Annotated in this window: 17 protein-coding genes and 3 tRNA genes; 11 read left to right on the plus strand and 9 right to left on the minus strand. The window is 35.2% G+C overall.

The features are described 5' to 3' along the window. Nucleotides 1-66: 66 nt before the first annotated feature. The gene (gene trpS, locus D8803_RS01610) at nucleotides 67-1,092 is read right to left on the minus strand and encodes a tryptophan--tRNA ligase (RefSeq protein WP_061418758.1); all 1,026 of its coding nucleotides are present in this window, start codon (nucleotides 1,090-1,092) and stop codon (nucleotides 67-69) included. A gap of 195 nt (nucleotides 1,093-1,287) precedes the next feature. Between trpS and D8803_RS01615 the strand changes: the two genes are divergently transcribed. Both D8803_RS01615 and D8803_RS01620 read left to right on the plus strand, forming a co-directional pair. Further along, nucleotides 1,288-2,910, plus strand: a complete 1,623-nt coding sequence (locus D8803_RS01615; RefSeq protein WP_061425837.1) for an ATP-binding cassette domain-containing protein — start codon at nucleotides 1,288-1,290, stop codon at nucleotides 2,908-2,910. A gap of 61 nt (nucleotides 2,911-2,971) precedes the next feature. Further along, complete coding sequence (locus D8803_RS01620) at nucleotides 2,972-5,524, plus strand: YfhO family protein (protein ID WP_061418764.1); 2,553 nt, start codon at nucleotides 2,972-2,974, stop codon at nucleotides 5,522-5,524. Nucleotides 5,525-5,545: 21 nt separating this feature from the next. On the opposite strand, the gene D8803_RS01625 is transcribed toward D8803_RS01620, so the two are convergent. Then, nucleotides 5,546-8,083, minus strand: a complete 2,538-nt coding sequence (locus tag D8803_RS01625) for a YhgE/Pip domain-containing protein (protein WP_131200034.1) — start codon at nucleotides 8,081-8,083, stop codon at nucleotides 5,546-5,548. A gap of 129 nt (nucleotides 8,084-8,212) precedes the next feature. On the opposite strand from D8803_RS01625, the gene D8803_RS01630 reads away from it, so the two are divergent. Next, on the plus strand, nucleotides 8,213-8,755 hold the full coding sequence (locus D8803_RS01630; RefSeq protein WP_061418770.1) for a TetR/AcrR family transcriptional regulator: 543 nt from the start codon (nucleotides 8,213-8,215) through the stop codon (nucleotides 8,753-8,755). Between the two features lie 33 nt (nucleotides 8,756-8,788). On the opposite strand, the gene D8803_RS01635 is transcribed toward D8803_RS01630, so the two are convergent. From D8803_RS01635 to rlmH, 7 genes are all read right to left on the minus strand, one after another. After that, nucleotides 8,789-8,862 (minus strand) — tRNA-Asn (locus D8803_RS01635). 5 nt (nucleotides 8,863-8,867) lie between these two features. Beyond that, a tRNA-Glu gene (locus D8803_RS01640) sits at nucleotides 8,868-8,939 on the minus strand. 51 nt (nucleotides 8,940-8,990) lie between these two features. Next, complete coding sequence (gene comE, locus D8803_RS01645; protein ID WP_084948177.1) at nucleotides 8,991-9,743, minus strand: competence system response regulator transcription factor ComE; 753 nt, start codon at nucleotides 9,741-9,743, stop codon at nucleotides 8,991-8,993. Next, the gene (gene comD, locus D8803_RS01650; protein WP_131200035.1) at nucleotides 9,740-11,059 is read right to left on the minus strand and encodes a competence system sensor histidine kinase ComD; all 1,320 of its coding nucleotides are present in this window, start codon (nucleotides 11,057-11,059) and stop codon (nucleotides 9,740-9,742) included. Before comD ends, comE begins: the two co-directional genes overlap by 4 nt. A 21-nt stretch (nucleotides 11,060-11,080) precedes the next feature. Beyond that, a complete protein-coding gene (comC, locus tag D8803_RS01655; protein WP_000799680.1) occupies nucleotides 11,081-11,206 on the minus strand; it encodes a competence-stimulating peptide ComC in 126 nt (41 codons plus the stop codon). A gap of 166 nt (nucleotides 11,207-11,372) precedes the next feature. Then, nucleotides 11,373-11,446 (minus strand) — tRNA-Arg (locus D8803_RS01660). 43 nt (nucleotides 11,447-11,489) lie between these two features. Beyond that, the gene (gene rlmH / locus D8803_RS01665; protein ID WP_038804781.1) at nucleotides 11,490-11,969 is read right to left on the minus strand and encodes a 23S rRNA (pseudouridine(1915)-N(3))-methyltransferase RlmH; all 480 of its coding nucleotides are present in this window, start codon (nucleotides 11,967-11,969) and stop codon (nucleotides 11,490-11,492) included. Nucleotides 11,970-12,152: 183 nt separating this feature from the next. On the opposite strand from rlmH, the gene D8803_RS01670 reads away from it, so the two are divergent. The 8 genes from D8803_RS01670 to mfd all read left to right on the plus strand — a co-directional run bounded on the left by D8803_RS01670 (nucleotide 12,153) and on the right by mfd (nucleotide 22,645). Beyond that, complete coding sequence (locus D8803_RS01670) at nucleotides 12,153-13,343, plus strand: S1C family serine protease (protein ID WP_131200036.1); 1,191 nt, start codon at nucleotides 12,153-12,155, stop codon at nucleotides 13,341-13,343. 57 nt (nucleotides 13,344-13,400) lie between these two features. Beyond that, the gene (locus tag D8803_RS01675; RefSeq protein WP_038804784.1) at nucleotides 13,401-14,159 is read left to right on the plus strand and encodes a ParB/RepB/Spo0J family partition protein; all 759 of its coding nucleotides are present in this window, start codon (nucleotides 13,401-13,403) and stop codon (nucleotides 14,157-14,159) included. A 223-nt stretch (nucleotides 14,160-14,382) separates the two neighbouring features. Continuing rightward, nucleotides 14,383-15,744 (plus strand): chromosomal replication initiator protein DnaA, encoded by a 1,362-nt coding sequence (gene dnaA, locus D8803_RS01680; protein ID WP_038804785.1) that lies wholly within the window; start codon nucleotides 14,383-14,385, stop codon nucleotides 15,742-15,744. Nucleotides 15,745-15,902: 158 nt separating this feature from the next. Beyond that, a complete protein-coding gene (gene dnaN / locus D8803_RS01685) occupies nucleotides 15,903-17,039 on the plus strand; it encodes a DNA polymerase III subunit beta (protein WP_131200037.1) in 1,137 nt (378 codons plus the stop codon). Between the two features lie 64 nt (nucleotides 17,040-17,103). Then, on the plus strand, nucleotides 17,104-17,298 hold the full coding sequence (locus D8803_RS01690; protein ID WP_125453771.1) for a DUF951 domain-containing protein: 195 nt from the start codon (nucleotides 17,104-17,106) through the stop codon (nucleotides 17,296-17,298). Nucleotides 17,299-17,382: 84 nt separating this feature from the next. Next, on the plus strand, nucleotides 17,383-18,498 hold the full coding sequence (gene ychF, locus D8803_RS01695) for a redox-regulated ATPase YchF (RefSeq protein ID WP_131200038.1): 1,116 nt from the start codon (nucleotides 17,383-17,385) through the stop codon (nucleotides 18,496-18,498). 73 nt (nucleotides 18,499-18,571) lie between these two features. Further along, the gene (gene pth / locus D8803_RS01700; RefSeq protein WP_000163921.1) at nucleotides 18,572-19,141 is read left to right on the plus strand and encodes an aminoacyl-tRNA hydrolase; all 570 of its coding nucleotides are present in this window, start codon (nucleotides 18,572-18,574) and stop codon (nucleotides 19,139-19,141) included. After that, nucleotides 19,142-22,645 (plus strand): transcription-repair coupling factor, encoded by a 3,504-nt coding sequence (mfd, locus tag D8803_RS01705; RefSeq protein ID WP_131200039.1) that lies wholly within the window; start codon nucleotides 19,142-19,144, stop codon nucleotides 22,643-22,645. Nucleotides 22,646-22,692: the final 47 nt, after the last annotated feature.

Here is a 22,692-nt window from a genome sequence, read left to right on the forward strand (position 1 = left end):
AAAACATAAAAAAACTATCCCTGTGATTCTATGGAAGAGATAGTTTTACGATTCATATTTTATCTATTATTTAAAATAATTTAGTCCCATTGCTCCCTTAACTTCAGATAGAGTTTGCCCTGCAACCTCACGAGCTTTTTCACTACCTTTTTGAAGCATATTGTACACTTCACCCATATCCTTAGCAAATTCGATACGGCGCTCACGAATAGGACCAAGTTCACGTTCGAGTATTTCAAGTAGATAACGCTTCGTCTTCACATCGCCAAGACCACCACGTTGATAGTGTTCTTTCATCTCTGCAATGTCTTGAGCATCTTCAGGACGACCAAAAACATCTAGATAATGGAAAACCATATTTCCTTCAATCTTACCTGGATCCTCGACTCGAATATGGTCTGGATCAGTATACATGCTCATGACTTTTTTACGCAAGGTATCCGCATCATCAGCTAGATAAATACCATTATTAAGGGATTTAGACATCTTGGCATTTCCATCTAAACCAGGCAAACGCCCTGCTCTCTCATTTTCTGGATAAATACCTTCCGGTTCCACCAAGACATCACAGTTATATGCGTTATTAAAGGAACGAACAATCTCGCGAGTTTGCTCAATCATTGGTTTTTGGTCTGTTCCTACAGGAACATAATTGGCCTTGAAAGCTGTGATATCAGCTGCTTGCGCAATTGGATAAACCAAAAATCCTGTCGGAATACTTTCTCCAAACCCTTTCTGAGCAATCTCTGTTTTCACTGTAGGATTGCGTTCCAAACGAGCTAGTGAAACCAAATTCATATAGTACATAGACAGCTCAGCCAACTCTGGAATTTGACTTTGAATAAAGATAGTCGATTTACTAGGATCCAATCCAACTGCTAGATAATCTAAGGCAACATTCCCAATCGATTCTACAATCGTTTGAGGGTCTTTGGCATGATCTGTCAACGCTTGTTGGTCCGCCAAAAAAACAAACATGTCATACTTGTCTTCTTCCTGCAGTAATACTCTATTTTTAAGACTCCCAACATAATGTCCAATATGCAATTTTCCTGTTGGGCGATCTCCTGTTAAAATAATGGGTTTCGTCATTTTTTTCTCCTTCGAAATGGTCTCTTCAATTATAGCATTTTTTTGTTAAAATAACAGAAAATTATTTAAATCAAACGACTAACTCATTGTAAATAAAACTGTAAACTTAATTGACACAAAATTGACAGATAAAAATTTGAATATTTCTCTCTTTTCTAGTAGAATAAATGTATTACATATTATAGGAGAAAAATATTGCTTACAGTATCTGATGTTTCACTACGTTTTAGTGATCGCAAACTTTTTGATGATGTCAACATCAAATTTACAGAAGGAAATACATACGGATTAATTGGTGCTAATGGTGCTGGGAAGTCTACATTCTTAAAAATTCTGGCTGGTGATATCGAACCTACAACTGGTCACATCTCTCTTGGCCCAGATGAACGTCTCTCTGTCCTCCGTCAAAATCACTTTGACTATGAAGATGAACGTGCAATTGATGTCGTTATCATGGGAAATGAAAAACTATATAGCATCATGAAAGAAAAAGATGCTATTTACATGAAGGAAGATTTCTCAGACGAGGACGGTGTTCGTGCAGCTGAACTTGAAGGTGAATTTGCCGAACTTGGAGGTTGGGAAGCAGAAAGTGAAGCATCTCAATTACTTCAAAACCTAAATATTCCAGAAGAATTGCACTACCAAAACATGAGCGAATTGGCCAATGGTGAAAAAGTGAAGGTTCTCCTTGCTAAAGCCTTATTTGGTAAACCTGATGTTCTTCTTTTGGACGAGCCGACCAACGGTCTTGATATCCAGTCTATTACTTGGTTAGAAGATTTCTTGATTGACTTTGATAACACCGTTATCGTTGTATCCCACGACCGTCACTTCCTCAACAAAGTGTGTACTCATATGGCCGACCTTGACTTTGGAAAAATCAAACTCTATGTCGGAAACTACGACTTCTGGAAGGAATCTTCTGAGCTTGCTGCTAAATTGCTAGCAGACCGTAATGCCAAGGCAGAAGAAAAAATTAAGCAATTGCAAGAATTCGTTGCTCGCTTCTCTGCCAACGCTTCTAAGTCAAGACAAGCAACGTCTCGTAAAAAAATGCTTGACAAGATTGAATTAGAAGAGATTGTGCCATCTAGTCGTAAATATCCATTTATCAACTTTAAAGCAGAACGTGAGATTGGTAATGATCTCTTGACAGTAGAAAATCTAACTGTAAAGATTGATGGTGAAACTATCCTAGACAATATTAATTTCATCTTGCGTCCAGGTGATAAGACAGCTCTTATTGGACAAAATGACATCCAAACGACTGCATTAATTCGTGCAATCATGGGTGACATCGACTATGAAGGAACTGTCAAGTGGGGAGTTACTACTAGCCGTTCTTACTTGCCAAAAGATAACTCGGCTGATTTTGCAGGGGGAGAGTCAATCCTTGACTGGTTGCGTCAATTTGCAAGTAAAGAAGAAGATGACAATACCTTCCTACGTGGTTTCCTTGGTCGTATGCTCTTCTCTGGAGATGAGGTTAACAAACCTGTAAACGTCTTGTCAGGGGGAGAAAAAGTGCGTGTTATGCTTTCAAAACTTATGCTCTTGAAATCAAACGTCCTTGTACTTGATGATCCAACAAATCACTTGGATTTGGAATCTATCTCAAGCTTGAACGATGGATTGAAAAACTTTAAAGAATCAATCATCTTTGCTAGTCATGACCACGAGTTCATTCAAACTTTGGCAAACCATATTATTGTTTTGTCTAAGAATGGCGTCATCGATCGTATCGATGAAACCTACGATGAATTCCTAGAAAATGCAGAAGTACAAGCAAAAGTCAAAGAACTTTGGAAAGACTAAATAAGACTTCAAAACTCAGTTGGGGTAGCCAACTGAGTTTTCTATCATTCTACGAGGTAACATGAAATCATTTTTTAAAACATATTGGACCTATTTTGTTTCTTTCATCATTCCTTTAGTAATTATGACCGGAGTATACCTAACTCAAGGTATCTACTGGAATAGCGATACATCTCCACTATTAGGAGATGGTTTCCATCAATACGTTATTTTTGATGTGACTTTACGGAATATTCTACATGGAAATGGTAGTTTGTTTTACACCTTTACAAGTGGCCTCGGACTAAATTTCTATGCTCTATCTAGTTATTACTTGGGTAGTTTTCTCTCGCCTCTGGTTTACTTTTTTAATCTGTCGAATATGCCAGATGCTGTTTATCTGACAACTCTTTTAAAATTTGGATTGATTGGTCTGTCAACCTACTTTAGTTTAAATAAATTATTTCAATCTATCCCTCAGCCTTTAAAACTGGCCTTATCAACTTCCTATGCTTTAATGAGCTTCACTGTCAGTCAGTTAGAGATAAAAACCTGGTTAGATGTTTTCATCTTGATTCCTTTAATTATAACTGGCTTACACATGCTTATAACAGAAAAGAAGCGCCTACTATACTTTACAAGTCTGTCAATCTTGTTTATTCAAAACTATTATTTTGGATATATGACAGCATTGTTTCTTATTTTTTGGTATCTCTGTCAAATTTCTTGGGACTTTAAAACTCGAAAATCATCTTTTCTTGATTTTGTTATTACCTCCTTTTTAGCAGGAATGGCTAGTTTGATCATGACTCTTCCTACATTGTTTGATTTACAAACTCATGGGGAGAAGTTAACTGCCATCACAAAATTAAAGACAGACAGTAGCTGGTATCTGGATATTTTCGCAAAACAATTCATTGGATCTTTTGATACAACTAAGTATGGAGCTATACCAATGATTTTTGTTGGATTGCTTCCTTTTATTTTAACCATTCTATTTTTCACAATAAAATCCATAAGGTTTCACGTGAAACTTACCTATGTAATTTTCTTTATTTTTTTAATATCAAGCTTTTACATAGAGGCACTTGATTTGTTTTGGCAAGGGATGCATACCCCAAATATGTTTTTGCATCGCTATGCTTGGATTTTTTCCACTCTGTTAATTTATACTGCAGCAGAAGTCTTAAATCGTCTGAAAGAACTGAAGCTCTGGAATCTATTTGTCTCACTTTTTCTTGTACTGACAGGGTTTTTGGCTACTGTATACTTTAAATCACATTATTCTTTTTTAACAGATTTGAATATCCTACTCACCCTTGAATTTCTCCTGGTTTATGCTCTTTTACTTCTTGCAGTCATTAGAAAATTTATCTCTGTAAATCTATTTGCAATTCTTTTGTCTTTATTTATAACAGCTGAGATAAGCTTAAATGCTTCATCTCAAATGGAAGGAATAGCTAAAGAATGGGCCTTTGCTTCTCGTAGCGCCTATAATAGAGATATCACTGCTATGGAATCCATTCTAAACCAAATTGACAATCCATTTACACGTACTGAAAAACTGCAAATTCAGACTGGGAATGACAGTATGAAATTTAACTACAATGGAATCTCTCAATTTTCGTCTGTACGAAATCGTTCAGCTAGCACTAGTTTGGACAAACTGGGATTCAAATCCTCTGGAACCAACCTCAATCTCCGTTATGCAAATAATAGTCTTTTAGCAGATAGTTTATTTGGAATCCAGTACAATATTTCTGAAACTTCGCTTGATAAGTATGGCTTTCAAGAGATTTATCAAAAGGATCATTTAACCTTATATAAAAATCAACTCTCTTTACCCATTGCCTTTGCCACTCAATCTATTTACACAGATGTAAACTTTAACAATCACACTCTAGATAATCAGGCTTTATTTATAAACCAGCTTGCTAATCTCAACTTGGATTACTTCTCCCAAATAGCATATGATAAAACAGATACTTCAGATGGTTTAACCAGCATCACAGGTTCTGCGAATGAAGATGCAAAGATTGATTATCAAATTGAGGTTCCTCAAAATAGTCAAGTCTATCTCTCTTTTTCAAATCTTCATTTTACAAACGATAAGCAAAAGAAAGTTGACATCATTGTCAATGGAGAAAAAAAGACTTTTACAACTGACAATGCATTTAATTTCTTTAATTTGGGTTATACTGAAGAACAAAAAACTTTCGATATCAGTGTTAGTTTTCCTGGAAATTCTCAAGTATCATTTGAATCACCGACCTTCTATCGTTTAGATACTCAGGCTCTTACTGAAGCAATCCAAAAAATTAAAGAACAACCTGTAGAAGTATCCACCTCTAAAAATAAAGTCTTTGCTACATACGAAGTTAAACAAGATACCTCTATTTTCTTCACTATTCCTTATGACAAAGGTTGGTCTGCATACCAAGATGGGAAAAAACTTGAAATCAAGCAGGCTCAGACTGGTTTTATGAAAGTTGATGTTCCAAAAGGAAAAGGCACCATTACACTTTCCTTTATCCCCAATGGTTTTGTTATTGGAGCAGCCTGCTCACTAACTGCCCTTCTTCTTTTTGGGATCTATAATCACAGACGAAATTTATCTAAGACAGAAAAAGATTGACCAATTCCTTGGCCAATCTTTTTAATCTTCTTCCATTTTCTTAGGTTGATAAGCTAGCATACCTAAAGCAGTAAAGAAAGCTAGAGTTATAATAAGGAAAATCACTTGATGATGAATATTTCCTGTCATAGAGATTGTTTGTCGTAAGCCTGATACAGAATAACTCATTGGTAACCAAGGATTGACACCTTTGAAGAAATCATTTGTCAAAGCAAGGGGATAGGTCCCTGCACTTGATGCTAACTGTAATAAAAGTAAAATAAGAGAGAAGAAAGCTCCAATACGGCTATTCCAAGTTGTTAAAGCTGTCACCATAGACATGAAAGCTAAACTTGTGATTATAATTAGAATCAAAGTCCTCATCTCATGGTTCGCAGTCAATCCAATAAGATGGACACCTCCATAAACTAAAACACCTGCTAAGACAGCTATAATACCATTTATTTCAGAGCGAGACTTCAACCAAGCCCAACGACTCTCTGGATGACGTCCAGAAGGCAACTTAGCAAAAATCATATTGGTAGATATAGCAGCAACAAAAAGAGCAACTGATATCATATAAGGAGCCATAGCAATCCCATTTACAGGAACTTGGTCATTATCTGTTTTTGAGAGAAGTAGAGGTTCAGATAATGTTTCTGCATTTTTAGATTCTGTTGAAGCTGATTTGAGTTGATTATTAGCATTGCCTAATCCTTGTCCTAATGAATCAACTCCCGTCTGTAAATCTTCAAGACTAGAGGTTAAGGTTGTTCCACCTTCTGCTAATTTTCCAGCACCATCTGCCAATTTATTAGCTCCATTCTCTAATTGAGAAGCACCTGAAAGTAACTGACTGGATTTGTCTGCTAATTGCCCAGATCCGGATTGTAATTTATCAACTCCTGCTGTCAAGCTAGACGATTTTTGTGTCAAGGTATTTGAGCCTGAAACTAGTTGATCCAAACTACCTGTCAAGGTGGAGTTTTTTTCACTTAGTTGACTTGCGCCCTGAGAAACTTTATCAACACCTGCAGTATATGCATTTACACCTGATGTAATCGACTGACTAGCAGGAACTAATTTACTCGTCACTGCTCCCTGTATTTCTGTTAATCCACTTGACAATCCTGTCAAAGAAGTAGAAGCAATAGGTAATACTTGATTGGCTTGATTTTTTAATGTCGAAAGATTTGAAGATTGATTTTGTAAGTTTTCTAAACTTCCCTGTAAACCTTGTACTAAAGCTATAATTGACTGAGCCGATTGAATACTATCAGTCGAATTTTGAGATACAGAAGCGCTTATCTCAGCTTGTTGCTCACTTGTCAATGATTGATAAGCTGCTGTCGATTGAATATTTGCTAATGTAGCTGCTTTTTCAGACTGAGCACTTACTAGCATTTGATTAGAAAGAGATACTATACTTGATAAAACAGAATCTAATTGTTTTGTATCTCCAACATCAATATTTTGAATAGCTTGATTTAACTGATTCAGACCAGAAGATAATTGAGCAATTTGATCTTTTTGCTCAGACGAAGCATCTAACTTGCTAGAAAGTTGTTGAATCCCTTCACTTAATTGCTCCACACCCATTCGAAGTGTAGCTGATTGACTAGATAACTGATTCGTACCTGTTGCAAGATTTCCCACTCCATTTGTATAGGCACTAACACCAGATGAAAATTGATTAAGACCAGTATTGAGCTGAGAAACACCGCCAGTATAGGCCTCTACACCAGTATATAACTGATTGATTCCTCCTACTAATTCAGGACTTTTAGAAGCTAATTGACCTAATCCGCTATCTAATTTACTTACTGCACCAGTATATGTAACTAAACCACTATTAAAAGTCCCTAAGCCAAGATGAAGTTGTTCAACACCAGAAACATAAGCAGATAATCCTTTGGTAAACTGCTCCGTTCCATTTGAAAATGTTAAACTTGAATCTGCTAAAGAGTGTAGGTTAGTAGTCAATGTTTGACTTCCTGTCACTAACTGATTCGCTCCATCAGTTAATTTTTCACTACCAGAAGCTGCTTGACTCATACCATCCTTTAATTCGACCATCTTGTTAAATAAAGCTTTAGTATAGGTCTCAGTTACATTTGTAGAAACATTCTGCTTCAATTGTGTCATCGCAGAATCGCTCATCTTGCTAGCAATAAAACTATGACCACTTGAAGTCTGATAATCGATTTGCATTTGCTCTGGATGATTCGTTAAAATAGAAGCTGCTTTTTCAGATAAATCACTTGGTAAAGTCACTACCATATAGTAATTGCCATCTTCCAATCCCTTCTTTCCTTCATCTTCATCTACGAAATGAAAATCTAAGCTTTTATTTTCTTTTAAATTGGACACCATGTCTTCACCTATTGTCATTGTCTGTCCATTATAAGAAGCTTCCTTATCTTTATTGACAACTGCCACAGGTAGCTCTGATAATTTCCCATACGGATCCCACATAGATGATAAAAATATGATGTTGTATAGAGCTGGGATGAGAGAAATCCCTATCATTACAATGATAAAGGTCGGTTTTTTAAATATTGCTTTCCATTCTTTAAACATATTTTCTCCTTTTTTAAACATATTGTCTAAAATTTTGATATAATAGATTATACATCAAAAAATCAAAATTACAAGGTGGAAAATCATTTTTTTAGACATATCGTCTATTTTTGTATACAAGGAGGAATTATGAAAGAAAGTAATAAACGTTTAAAAACAAAGCGAATTATCGAAAATGCCATGGTTCAATTATTGATGGACCACCCCTTTGATCAAATTTCTACTGTCAAGCTAGCAGAAAAAGCCGAAATCAGTCGTTCCAGCTTTTACACTCACTACAAGGATAAGTATGATATGATTGAACATTACCAAAGTAAGCTCTTTCATACCTTTGAGTATATTTTCCAAAAACATGCCCATCATAAAAGAGATGCTATTTTAGAAGTATTTGAATATTTAGAGTCTGAACCACTCTTGGCTGCACTCTTATCTGAAAATGGGACAAAAGAAATTCAAAATTTCTTGAGAAATAAACTGCATATTATGCTTAGCACTGATCTTCAGAAACGTTTTATGCAACTACAACTAAATCCAATTGAACTCGAATATAGTAGCATTTATCTAACAAATGCCCTATTTGGTGTTTGCCAGACTTGGATTGCCCATGGAAAAAAAGAAAGTCCGCAAGAAATGACAGACTTCCTTATGAAAATGTTAGGTGATGTCAACTAAAAAAGAACACCGGGTAGTGTTCTTTTTATCTGACTCCGCCAGTAGGACTCGAACCTACGACATCATGATTAACAGTCATGCGCTACTACCAACTGAGCTATGGCGGATAAAATAGTCCGTACGGGATTCGAACCCGTGTTACCGCCGTGAAAAGGCGGTGTCTTAACCCCTTGACCAACGGACCATCTATCTGTAGCAGATATAACCATTATATCAATTTCTTACTAATTGTCAATTACTTTTTAGATTTTTTCTCCAGAATATCTCTCAGTTTGCGAACTTTCAAACGAGTGATGGGGCAGCGATGATCTTCATAAAAGACAACTTCTAGATTCTTTCGATCAATTTCTCTAACATTTCCAATATTGATTAGGAAAGATTTATGAGGAGAATAAAATCGCTGGGTATGTTTGTCCTTTTCTTGAATATCTGTCATTGTTCCATAGAACTCTTTGGCAAAATTCTTACCAATAATCCGCAACTTATGAGAAACACCTGTTGTTTCGATATACAAAATATCATGGTAAGGGATCTTCAAATCATTTCCCTTATAGTTGTAATCAAAATAGTCTACAACATCTTCGTTTTCAAGCAGCATACTCTTAGTGTAAAAAATACTCTGCTCGATACGTTTTTTGAACAATTCATCATTGATGTCTTTGTCTACAAAATCTAGAGCTGATACCTGGTATTTGTAAGTTAAGGTAGCAAATTCAGATCGACTGGTAATAAAGACAATAATAGCATAAGGATTGTGGTGACGGATAAACTGTGCCACTTCAAAGCCCTTTTTCTCAATTCCGTGAATATCGATATCTAAGAAATAAAGCTGGTTTACTTCATCATTTTCAATATATTCCTTAAACTCACGAACTTTTCCTGTTGTTTTATAAGAAATAGGAATATTTGATTCCTCCGAGATTTCATTCAATATTCTCTCTAGTCTCACTTGATGCTCAATAACATCTTCTAAAATTAATACTTTCATTCGAATTCCCTCTTAAATCTAATAATTTGTCTAAATGTGTTGTCTTCCATCTCTGTTTCTAACATAATGTTGTCATATTTATCTAGAATCTCTTTGACATTATTAAGCCCTAAACCTCTATTTCTTCCCTTGGTAGAGAAACCTAAGGCAAATAAGTCCTCTGAAGGCGTCATAGTGATTTTACATGAATTCTGGATGACTATAACTGTCTCAAAATCCATTTTAATGACTGCAACTTCCATTTGTTTCAAGTAACTATCCGCGGCTCCTTCAACAGCATTGTTTAAGAGAATACTCATGATGCGAACAAGATCAAGTAAATCCATTGACAATCTAGTAATAACATCCTTTACTTCCAATGTAAACTCTACATCATTATTTCGTGCATAAACAATGGATTGAGCAATCAAACTACGTAAAGCTGAATCTTCTAAATTGTTCAAATCAAAGTAAGTATATTTTTCTGAACGCAGTTTTTGATTCGCTTTTACTAATACTTCATTGTAAACTCTGTCAATTTCCTGTAAATCTTCACTGTCAATTGCCATTTGCATGCTGACAAGCATACCTGCATAGTCATGACGAAAACCTCGAATTTCATTATACAACTTGACAATTTCATCAGTATAAGTCTGTAAATGCTTTTGTTCAAATTTCTTCTGCTTTAGGGCAATCTCTTTTTCNATTTGAACCTTATAAGAATTCATTGCAAAGAAAATCAATAACAAGCAAATAAAAACAATGGTTGATAAAATACTTCCAAAACTATTTAAATGAGAAATAGTACTCACGATATCTGAAATAAAAGAGACGATATGCAAGAAGATAAATGCATATAGTACTTTTTTCAAAAAAGAATAGAGATATTCTTTGTCAAAATATTTAAACTCCAAATGGAAATAAGATATGACAATTTTAATAACCAAATAGGTTAAAATAAGTACAAATATAATAAAATAATTATTATATTCTAATGCAATATCATCTCCTGTTATAGATGATAAAGTTACCGATATAAAGTTATTACTACTATGATATAAGAGAGAAAATAATAGGCTTATAAAAACTCCCTTAGACTTATCATACTTCTGAAATCCAACAAAGTAACCGAATATGAGTAAAGGAAATAAAAATTTAGACAAACCGTAACCATCTAAGGCTAGCAAATACATTATTTCTTCTAATATTAATTGTAGTAAAAAGACATAAAGACTATAAATATATTTTTCTTTTTTAGTTGCATTACAAGTCCATTCATAAATTTTACTAATGATAAAAACATAAAAAAAAGCTATTACTAATCCAAATAAATTCATTACTTTTTACCTTTATTTTAGTTATTTTCTTTTTGGAAAAATAAGATTACGTATTAATTCTGGAATTCTCCATTCCCCACCCCGAATCTCCTGCAATTCTGTTTCTGTTACTTCTTTAAATTGTTCCAACTTTACTGTATTTTTCATAATGAAATCTCCTGTATTGTTTTTCTTGTAAGTTATCTTACAAATCTATTATACAAAATGAAGATCACTTAAGAAAAATTTCTTCTCAACTGTACTTTTTTACACCTGAAATGCACCTTTTGAAGAAAAAAGCTGGGAAATAATCCCAGCTTTTTCTTTAATGTACTGATCCCAGCAGGATTCGAACCTGCGACCGTTCGCTTAGAAGGCGAATGCTCTATCCAGCTGAGCTATGAGACCTAACATGACCATTCTATCAAAAAACAAGAAGTAAGTCAATCTTCTATTTATGATAAGGGGATCCCTGCTGAATGGTAAAAGCACGATAAATTTGTTCAACAAGAACTAATCTCATTAACTGATGTGGCAAGGTCAAACGTCCAAAACTAACAGAAAGATTCGCTCGATACTTCACAGCAGGGGATAGTCCCAGACTTCCACCAATAATAAATGTAAGGGTAGAAAATCCCTTTATAGAAGCCTGTTCCAGCTGTCTACTGAATTCTTCTGAGGAGAAAATTTTTCCTTCAATTGCTAACACAACTACAAAATCTCTTTCTCCAATTTTAGAAAGAATTCGATTTCCCTCTATTTCTAATATTTTGTGATTTTCTGACTCACTTGCCTTATCTGGAGTTTTTTCATCGGCTAATTCAATAATTTCTACAGTAGCAAAACGAGAAATTCGTTTAGTATATTCAGCAATGCCATCTTTAAGATATTTTTCCTTCAGTTTTCCAACTGTTATAATTTTTATTTTCATTCTTCTATTCTAACATATCCACACTTCATTTCACATCTTATTCACAAAAAAAACTCTAGAAAAACAAGTAAATTCACAGAATAACGTAAGTTATCCACAACTTGTGTAAAACTTTTACCTTTAAGCTTGAATTAAGTTAATAGATTTATACTTTAATCAAATAAAAAACAAACGGAGGCGTTTATGAAACACTTACAAACATTTTACAAAAAAGGAATTACCTTTCTTATCATCATTCTGATAGGATTTTTGAGTGGAGCCTTGGGAAGTTTTGTAACATTGCAGCTTTATCAGAAACAAGGAAATCAAGCTACAAATAACACTACAAACACTGTTACTCAGACTTCCTACAAAAATGAAAATGCAACAACTCAGGCCGTTAATAAGGTAAAAGATGCCGTTGTGTCGGTTATCACTTATTCAGCAAATCGGCAAAATAGTGTTTTTGGAAATGACGAGACAGATACGGATACCGACTCTCAACAGGTAGCAAGTGAAGGTTCTGGTGTTATTTACAAAAAGAATGGGAAAGATGCCTACCTTGTGACAAATACCCACGTTATTAAAGGAGCTTCAAAAGTTGATATCCGTTTAGCAGACGGTACAAAAGTTCCTGGTGAAATTGTCGGTTCTGATACGTTCTCTGATATTGCTGTCGTAAAAATTTCTTCAGAAAAAGTCACAACCGTAGCAGAATTTGGAGATTCTAGCAAACTAAATGTTGGTGAGACTGCAATCGCAATTGGTAGTCCTCTAGGATCAGAATATGCCAATACAGTTACCCAAGGAATCATTTCAAGTCTCAATCGAAATGTCTCTCTAAAATCTCAAGATGGTCAAGCGATTTCTACAAAAGCTATTCAGACAGATACGGCCATTAACCCTGGTAACTCTGGTGGTCCACTGGTAAATATTCAAGGACAAGTCATCGGTATTACATCAAGTAAAATTGCAAGTAATGGTGGAACCTCTGTCGAAGGTCTTGGTTTTGCAATCCCATCAAATGATGCTCAAAATATTATTAAACAGCTTGAAAGTGACGGTAAAGTGACTCGCCCTGCTCTTGGAATTCAAATGGTTAATTTAGCTAATATCGGAGCTAGTGATCTTAGCAAACTCAATATTCCAAGTAGCGTAACTTCTGGTGTAGTGGTAAAATCTGTTCAAAGTAATATGCCTGCATCTGGTCACCTTGAAAAATACGACGTTATTACCAAAGTTGACGACAAGAATATTTCTTCGTCAACAGATTTACAGAGTGCTCTTTACAACCATTCTATCGGAGACACCATTAAAATTACCTACTATCGAAATGGGAAAGAGGAGACTACAACTGTTAAGCTAGATAAAAGTACAAGTGATTTAGAATCTTAATTGACATCAGTGTAAAGAAAACTTTACATATAATAAAAGATATGTTAGTGTAGAACCATGGAAAAATTTGAAATGATTTCTATCTCGGACATACAAAAAAATCCTTACCAACCTCGGAAAGAATTTGATGTAAAAAAATTAAAAGAATTAGCTCAGTCAATCAAAGAAAATGGGGTCATCCAACCCATCATCGTTCGTCAATCTCCTGTAATTGGTTATGAAATCCTCGCAGGAGAGAGACGATATCGGGCTTCTCTCTTGGCTGGTCTGACTTCTATTCCAGCCGTTGTGAAACACCTCTCAGATCAGGAAATGATGATTCAGTCTATCATTGAGAATTTACAGAGAGAAAACTTGAATCCAGTTGAAGAAGCACGCGCCTACGAATCTTTAGTAGAGAAAGGATTTACTCACACTGAGATAGCGGATAAAATGGGGAAATCTCGACCTTATATCACTAATTTTATTCGTTTACTTTCCCTACCAGATTATATCTTATCTGAAGTAGAAAATGGAAAAATTTCTCAAGCTCATGCACGTTCACTAGTTGGTTTGGATAAAGAGCAACAAGAATATTTCTTCCAATTGATCAAAAACGAAGATATCTCTGTGAGAAAGTTAGAAACACTGCTGACAGAGAAAAAACAAAAGAAGCAGAAAAAAAGTGATTCTTTCATCAAAGATGAGGAAGATAAATTAAAAAAACTACTTGGATTAAATGTAGAAATTAAACTTTCTAAAAAAGATACTGGAAAGGTTATTATTTCTTTTTCAAACCAAGAAGAATATGACAGAATTATCAACAGCCTGAAATAAGGCTGTTCTTTTATTTTTTCAACCCACAAATTTATCCACTATTTTTTATAGCAAAAAACCAAAGAATTCAAGGAAATCCCTCACTTATCCCCAACCTGTGGATAAAAAGTGTAAACATTGTGGATTCTTTTCCACAGATTGTGGAAAAATGCTAGCATCTATGGTAAAATAAGTCTAACAGTAAACCTTTTTACATCAAATATAGCAAAGGAGGGGATAATCGGTGAAAGAAAAACAATTTTGGAATCAAATCTTGGAATTGGCTCAAGAAAGATTGACACGTTCCATGTACGATTTCTATGCCACACCTGCTGAACTCATAAAAGTGGAGGGAAATGTAGCTACTATCTTTTTACCTAGACCTGAAATGGAAATGGTTTGGAAAAAACAACTCAAAGATATCATTGTGGCTGCTGGTTTTGAAGTTTATGATACTGAAATAAAAACTCAATTTGTCTTAACAAAGCCTGAGGAAGAATCTTCAACCTATGTCATGGATTCTGAAAATAGCAATCATTATGTAGCTTCACAGGCCAATATTGCTATTCCATATTCTGAAACAGGATTAAAGGAAAAATATACCTTTGATAACTTTATTCAAGGAGATGGGAATATCTGGGCTAAGTCTGCTGCTCTGGCTGTTTCCGAAGACCTCGCCTTGACTTATAATCCCCTTTTCATTTATGGTGGTCCTGGACTAGGGAAAACCCACTTACTGAATGCTATCGGAAATGAAATTCTAAAAAATATTCCTGAAGCTCGGGTTAAGTATATTCCTGCTGAAAGTTTTATCAACGACTTTCTTGAGCATCTGAGGCTCGGGGAAATGGAAAAATTTAAAAAAACTTACCGAAGTCTTGATCTCTTACTGATTGATGATATCCAATCTCTCAGTGGCAAAAAGGTTGCAACTCAAGAAGAATTTTTCAATACTTTCAACGCTCTTCATAGCAATCAAAAACAAATCGTTCTGACTAGTGACCGAAGTCCTAAACATTTAGAAGGCCTTGAGGAAAGACTTGTCACGCGCTTTAGCTGGGGCTTGACTCAAAATATCACACCACCTGACTTTGAAACACGAATTGCCATTCTTCAAAGTAAAACGGAACATTTGGACTATAATTTTCAAAGCGATACACTAGAATACCTAGCAGGTCAATTCGATTCAAATGTTCGAGAACTTGAAGGAGCAATCAACGATATCACTTTAATTGCCAGAGTAAAGAAGATTAAGGATATCACCATTGATATCGCTGCTGAAGCTATCAGAGCTCGCAAACAAGATGTTAGCCAACTGCTAGTCATTCCAATTGACAAAATCCAAACTGAAGTTGGTAATTTTTATGGAGTGAGTGTCAAAGAAATGAAAGGGACGAGACGAGTTCAGAATATCGTTTTGGCGCGTCAAGTAGCCATGTATCTAGCTAGAGAACTGACAGATAATAGTCTTCCAAAAATCGGAAAAGAATTCGGAGGAAAGGATCACACCACCGTTATTCATGCCCATGCTAAAATTAAATCCTTGATTGACGAAGACGATAATTTACGTTTAGAAATAGAAGCAATCAAAAAGAAAATTAAGTAGCTTGTGGATAACTTTTCCTTTCTTATCTTTTTTATCCACATTTTTTAAACAAGCTAAAAAGCTTGAAGTCATTAAATAGAAATCAGTTTTCCACAGAATTCACACACTCTATTATTTCTATTATCCTTCTAATACTAAAAATAAATAAAGGAGAATCCATGATTCATTTTTCAATTAATAAAAATTTATTTCTACAAGCCCTAAATACCACAAAACGAGCAATTAGCTCCAAAAATGCTATTCCAATTTTATCAACAATCAAAATTGATGTTACCAATGAAGGGATTACTTTAATTGGCTCAAATGGTCAAATTTCCATTGAAAATTTCATTTCTCAAAAGAATGAAGATGCAGGTCTTTTGATTACTTCCTTAGGTTCGATTCTTCTTGAGGCTTCTTTCTTTATCAATGTTGTATCTAGTCTTCCAGACGTAACGCTTGATTTCAAAGAGATTGAACAAAAACAAATTGTCTTAACAAGTGGAAAATCAGAAATCACCTTAAAAGGAAAAGATAGCGAACAATATCCACGAATCCAAGAAATTTCAGCAAGTACTCCTTTGGTTCTTGAAACAAAACTGCTCAAGAAAATTATCAATGAGACAGCTTTTGCTGCAAGTACGCAAGAAAGTCGTCCCATCTTAACAGGTGTACACTTCGTATTGAGCCAACACAAAGAACTAAAAACAGTTGCGACAGACTCTCATCGTCTTAGCCAGAAAAAATTGACTCTTGAAAAAAATGGCGATGATTTCGATGTGGTAATTCCTAGTCGCTCTCTACGCGAATTTTCAGCTGTATTTACGGATGATATTGAAACTGTAGAGATTTTCTTTGCAAATAATCAAATCCTCTTTAGAAGCGAAAATATTAGCTTCTACACTCGTCTCCTAGAAGGAAACTATCCTGATACGGATCGTTTGATTCCAACAGACTTTAACACAACAATTACTTTTGATGTTGTCAACTTGCGTCAATCAATGGAACGTGCTCGTCTCTTATCAAGTGCGACTCAAAATGGTACTGTGAAGCTTGAAATTAAAGGTGGTGTTGTTAGCGCCCATGTTCATTCTCCTGAAGTTGGTAAAGTAAACGAAGAAATCGATACTGAGCAGGTTACTGGGGATGATTTAACTATTAGTTTCAACCCGACTTACTTGATTGATTCTCTCAAGGCTTTAAATAGTGAAAAAGTAACTATCAGCTTTATCTCAGCTGTTCGTCCATTCACTCTTGTTCCAGCAGATACTGATGAAGGCTTCATGCAGCTCATTACACCAGTTCGTACAAATTAAGTTAAAGAGGTTGAGCCTAGCTCGCCTCTTTTATGATATAATCGAAAAAGAAAAGGAGAGTAGTATGTATCAAGTTGGAAATTTTGTTGAGATGAAAAAGCCACATGCTTGTACAATCAAGTCAACAGGAAAAAAAGCCAATCGTTGGGAAATTACACGTGTAGGGGCAGATATCAAAATCAAATGCAGTAATTGCGACCACATTGTCATGATGAGTCGCTATGATTTTGAACGAAAAATGAATAAGATTATTGACTAAGAATCCTTAGTTAGAGAGTTAGCAAGTTTTCCCTTTTTGTGTTATAATGTTAGGGATTGAAATGAGAACGGAGAATGAGAAAATATGGCTTTAACAGCAGGTATCGTTGGTTTGCCAAACGTTGGTAAATCAACCCTTTTTAATGCAATTACAAAAGCAGGAGCAGAGGCAGCAAACTACCCATTTGCGACTATTGATCCAAATGTTGGGATGGTAGAAGTTCCAGATGAACGTCTACAAAAACTAACGGAAATGATTACACCTAAAAAGACAGTCCCAACAACATTTGAATTTACAGATATTGCAGGGATTGTAAAAGGAGCATCAAAAGGAGAAGGGCTAGGAAATAAATTCTTGGCTAACATCCGTGAAGTAGATGCGATTGTTCACGTAGTTCGTTCTTTTGATGATGAAAATGTTATGCGTGAACAAGGACGTGAGGATGCTTTTGTGGATCCACTTGCAGATATTGATACCATTAACCTAGAATTGATTCTTGCTGATTTAGAATCAGTTAATAAACGCTATGCGCGTGTGGAAAAGATGGCACGTACGCAAAAAGATAAGGAATCAGTTGCAGAATTTAACGTTCTTCAAAAAATTAAACCTGTCCTTGAAGATGGAAAATCAGCACGTACAATCGAATTTACAGATGAGGAACAAAAGGTTGTCAAAGGTCTTTTCCTTTTGACGACTAAGCCAGTTCTTTATGTTGCCAATGTGGACGAGGATGTGGTTTCAGATCCAGATTCTATCGACTATGTGAAGCAAATTCGTGAATTTGCAGCGACAGAGAATGCTGAAGTAGTAGTTATTTCTGCGCGTGCTGAGGAAGAAATTTCCGAGTTAGATGATGAAGATAAGCAAGAGTTTCTTGAAGCACTTGGCTTGACAGAATCAGGCGTTGATAAATTGACTCGAGCTGCTTACCACTTGCTTGGACTTGGAACTTACTTTACAGCTGGTGAAAAAGAAGTCCGTGCTTGGACCTTTAAGCGTGGTATGAAAGCTCCTCAAGCAGCTGGTATTATCCATTCAGATTTTGAAAAAGGTTTTATTCGTGCAGTAACTATGTCATATGAGGATCTAGTGAAATACGGATCTGAAAAGGCTGTAAAAGAAGCTGGGCGCTTGCGTGAAGAAGGAAAAGAATATATCGTTCAAGATGGCGATATCATGGAATTCCGCTTTAACGTTTAATAACATTTAATAAATAGTGTCAATTAGGTTGGAAAAAAATTCCAACCCTTTTGGCTTTTGAAAGGAAAAATAAATGACCAAATTACTTGTTGGATTAGGAAATCCAGGAGATAAATATTTTGAAACCAAGCACAATGTTGGCTTTATGTTGATTGACCAACTAGCTAAAAAACAAAATGTCACCTTTACACATGACAAGATATTTCAAGCTGACCTAGCATCTTTTTTCTTCAATGGAGAAAAAATTTATCTCGTCAAACCAACAACATTTATGAATGAAAGTGGAAAAGCAGTTCATGCTTTATTGACTTACTATGGTTTGGATATTGAAGACTTACTCGTTATTTACGACGATCTTGACATGGAAGTTGGGAAAATTCGTTTAAGAGCAAAGGGCTCAGCAGGTGGCCATAATGGTATCAAGTCTATTATTCAACATATTGGAACCCAAGTATTTAACCGTGTTAAAATAGGAATTGGAAGACCCAAAAAAGGCATGTCAGTTGTTCACCATGTTTTAAGTAAGTTTGATCAAGATGACTATGTAGGTATTTTACAGTCAATTGACAAGGTTGACGATGCTGTAAATTATTATTTACAAGAGAAAAATTTTGAGAAAACAATGCAGAGGTATAACGGCTAAATGGTGACTTTATTAGATTTATTCTCAGAAAATGACCAGATAAAAAAATGGCATCAAAATCTGACAGATAAGAAAAGACAACTAATACTAGGTTTATCAACGTCTACCAAGGCTCTTGCAATTGCAAGCAGTCTAGAAAAAGAAAATAAGATTGTATTACTGACTTCAACTTATGGAGAAGCAGAACGAATTATCAGTGATCTTCTTTCTCTCTTAGGAGAGGAATTTGTCTATCCATTTTTGGTAGATGACTCTCCTATGGTAGAGTTTTTGATGTCTTCACAAGAAAAAATCATTTCACGAGTTGAGGCCTTGCGTTTTTTAACTGATTCATCTAAGAAAGGGATTTTAGTTTGTAATATCGCAGCAAGTCGATTGATTTTACCCTCTCCGACTAGATTTAAAGAAAGTATTATAAGGATTGCGGTTGGTGAAGAATATGATCAATATGACCTTCTTCACAAATTAAAGGAAATCGGTTATCGCAAAGTTACTCAAGTACAGACACAAGGTGAGTTTAGTATTCGAGGAGATATTTTAGATATTTTTGAGATGTCTCAGTTAGAACCTTTCCGAATCGAGTTTTTTGGTGATGAAGTTGATGGCATTCGTACTTTTGAAGTCGAGACACAATTATCGAAGGAAAATCAAACAGAACTTGCCATCTTTCCAGCTAGTGATATGCTTTTGAGAGAAAAGGATTATCAACGAGGTCAGTCAGCTTTAGAAAAGCAAATTTCGAAGACTCAATCGCCGATTTTGAAATCCTATTTAGAAGAAATTTTGTCAAGTTTTCATCAAAAACAAGTACATTCAGATAATCGAAAGTTTTTGTCTTTATGTTACGATAAAACATGGACTGTATTTGATTATATTGAAAAAAATAGGCCAGTATTCTTTGATGACTATCAAAAATTGATGAATCAATATGAAGTTTTTGAAAGAGAATTAGCGCAATACTTTACAGAAGATTTACAGAATAGTAAAGCATTTTCTGAGATGCAGTATTTTGCAGATACAGAGCAAATCTATAAAAAACAAAGTTCAGTGACCTTTTTCTCTAATCTTCAAAAGGGTTTAGGAAATCTCAAGTTTGATCACATTTATCAATTTAATCAATATCCTATGCAGGAATTTTTCAATCAATTTTCTTTTCTTAAAGAAGAAATTGAGCGATATAAAAAAATGGATTACACCATTGTTCTGCAGTCTAGCAATTCAATGGGAAGTAAAACATTGGAGGATGTTTTAGAGGAATATCAGATTAAACTGGATTCCAGAGATAGGTCAAGTATCTGTAAAGAATCTGTAAACTTGATTGAGGGTAATCTAAGACATGGTTTTCATTTTGTAGATGAAAAAATTCTCTTGATTACTGAACATGAGATTTTTCAAAAGAAATTAAAACGTCGTTTTAGAAGACAACATACTTCAAACGCAGAGCGATTAAAAGATTACAATGAACTTGAAAAAGGGGACTACGTTGTTCATCATATCCATGGAATTGGTCAATATCTAGGCATTGAAACAATTGAAATCAAAGGGATTCACCGAGATTATGTCAGTGTTCAATATCAAAATGGGGATCAAATCTCCATCCCAGTAGAGCAGATTCAATTGCTGTCAAAATATGTTTCAAGTGATGGGAAAGCTCCAAAACTTAATAAATTAAATGATGGTCATTTCAAAAAGGTCAAGCAAAAAGTTAAGAACCAGGTAGAGGATATAGCTGACGATTTAATCAAGCTTTATTCTGAGCGTAGTCAGTTGAAGGGATTTGCTTTCTCAGCTGATGATGATGAGCAACATGCTTTTGATGATGCTTTTCCTTATGTTGAAACGGATGATCAACTTCGCAGTATTGAGGAAATCAAGAGAGATATGCAGGATTCCCATCCCATGGATCGACTTCTAGTTGGAGATGTTGGTTTTGGGAAGACTGAGGTTGCAATGCGTGCTGCTTTTAAGGCAGTCAATGATCACAAACAGGTGGTAGTTCTAGTTCCAACGACGGTTTTAGCGCAACAGCACTATACGAATTTTAAGGAACGATTCCAAAATTTTGCTGTTAATATTGATGTGTTGAGTCGCTTTAGAAGTAAAAAAGAGCAGGCAGAGACACTTGAAAAATTAAAGAATGGTCAAGTCGATATTTTGATTGGAACGCATCGTGTTTTGTCAAAAGATGTCGTGTTTTCAGATTTGGGATTGATGATTATTGATGAGGAACAACGATTTGGTGTCAAGCATAAGGAAACTTTGAAAGAACTAAAAAAACAAGTAGATGTTCTAACCTTGACAGCAACGCCAATCCCTCGTACTCTCCACATGTCTATGCTGGGAATCCGAGATTTGTCTGTTATTGAAACTCCTCCAACCAATCGTTATCCAGTGCAAACCTATGTTTTGGAAAAGAATGATAGTGTGATTCGTGATGCAGTCTTGCGTGAAATGGAGCGTGGAGGTCAAGTTTACTATCTTTACAATAAAGTTGACACGATTGACCAGAAGGTTTCAGAGTTACAGGAGTTGATTCCAGAGGCTTCGATTGGGTATGTTCATGGACAAATGAGTGAAATTCAGTTGGAAAACACTTTATTGGACTTTATTGAAGGACAATATGATATTTTGGTGACGACTACTATTATTGAGACAGGGGTAGATATTCCGAACGCCAATACCTTATTTATTGAAAATGCAGACCATATGGGCTTGTCAACCTTGTATCAATTAAGAGGAAGAGTCGGTCGTAGTAATCGTATTGCTTATGCTTATCTTATGTATCGCCCAGAAAAATCAATCAGTGAAGTCTCTGAGAAGAGATTAGAAGCAATCAAAGGGTTTACAGAATTGGGATCAGGATTTAAGATTGCTATGCGAGATCTTTCGATTCGTGGAGCAGGAAATCTCCTAGGAAAATCCCAATCAGGTTTCATTGATTCTGTTGGTTTTGAATTGTATTCACAGTTATTAGAAGAAGCTATCGCTAAACGTAACGGTAATGGGAATACAAGGAGCAAAGGGAATGCTGAGTTGATTTTACAGATTGATGCTTATCTTCCTGATACTTATATTTCTGACCAACGACATAAGATTGAAATTTACAAGAAAATTCGTCAAATTGACAACCGTGTCAACTATGAAGAATTACAAGAAGAATTGATGGACCGCTTTGGAGAATATCCAGACGTAGTGGCCTATCTTTTAGAGATTGGTTTGGTCAAATCTTACTTGGACAAGGTATTTGTAGAACGTGTGGAGAGAAAAGAAAATAAGATTACAGTTCAATTTGAAACAATTACTCAGCGACTGTTCTTGGCTCAAGAATATTTTAAAGCCTTATCTGCAACAAACTTAAAGGCAGCTATAGCTGAGAATAAGGGATTAATGGAAGTCGTATTTGATGTCCGAAACAAGAAGGATTATGAAATTTTAGAAGGTCTGCTGATTTTTGGAGAAAGTTTATTAGAGATAAAAGAATCAAAGAAAGCAAATCTCATCTGACATTTTTCTTCTATAAAAGGGATAAAAATGGTACAATAATAATTTGA

The organism is Streptococcus oralis, assembly GCF_003943385.1.
GTDB classification, from domain to species: Bacteria; Bacillota; Bacilli; order Lactobacillales; family Streptococcaceae; genus Streptococcus; species Streptococcus oralis_CA.

What these genes read in the sequence shown, in the direction of transcription:
- comC (WP_000799680.1), bottom strand. Translation starts at nt 11,206, where the DNA reads ATGAAAAATACAGTAAAGTTGGAACAATTTAAAGAAGTAACAGAAACA.
- D8803_RS01620 (WP_061418764.1), top strand. Translation starts at nt 2,972, where the DNA reads ATGAAATCATTTTTTAAAACATATTGGACCTATTTTGTTTCTTTCATC.
- rlmH (WP_038804781.1), bottom strand. Translation starts at nt 11,969, where the DNA reads ATGAAAATAAAAATTATAACAGTTGGAAAACTGAAGGAAAAATATCTT.
- dnaN (WP_131200037.1), top strand. Translation starts at nt 15,903, where the DNA reads ATGATTCATTTTTCAATTAATAAAAATTTATTTCTACAAGCCCTAAAT.
- D8803_RS01675 (WP_038804784.1), top strand. Translation starts at nt 13,401, where the DNA reads ATGGAAAAATTTGAAATGATTTCTATCTCGGACATACAAAAAAATCCT.
- D8803_RS01625 (WP_131200034.1), bottom strand. Translation starts at nt 8,083, where the DNA reads ATGTTTAAAGAATGGAAAGCAATATTTAAAAAACCGACCTTTATCATT.
- trpS (WP_061418758.1), bottom strand. Translation starts at nt 1,092, where the DNA reads ATGACGAAACCCATTATTTTAACAGGAGATCGCCCAACAGGAAAATTG.
- D8803_RS01630 (WP_061418770.1), top strand. Translation starts at nt 8,213, where the DNA reads ATGAAAGAAAGTAATAAACGTTTAAAAACAAAGCGAATTATCGAAAAT.
- pth (WP_000163921.1), top strand. Translation starts at nt 18,572, where the DNA reads ATGACCAAATTACTTGTTGGATTAGGAAATCCAGGAGATAAATATTTT.
- ychF (WP_131200038.1), top strand. Translation starts at nt 17,383, where the DNA reads ATGGCTTTAACAGCAGGTATCGTTGGTTTGCCAAACGTTGGTAAATCA.
- D8803_RS01690 (WP_125453771.1), top strand. Translation starts at nt 17,104, where the DNA reads ATGTATCAAGTTGGAAATTTTGTTGAGATGAAAAAGCCACATGCTTGT.
- comE (WP_084948177.1), bottom strand. Translation starts at nt 9,743, where the DNA reads ATGAAAGTATTAATTTTAGAAGATGTTATTGAGCATCAAGTGAGACTA.
- D8803_RS01670 (WP_131200036.1), top strand. Translation starts at nt 12,153, where the DNA reads ATGAAACACTTACAAACATTTTACAAAAAAGGAATTACCTTTCTTATC.
- mfd (WP_131200039.1), top strand. Translation starts at nt 19,142, where the DNA reads ATGGTGACTTTATTAGATTTATTCTCAGAAAATGACCAGATAAAAAAA.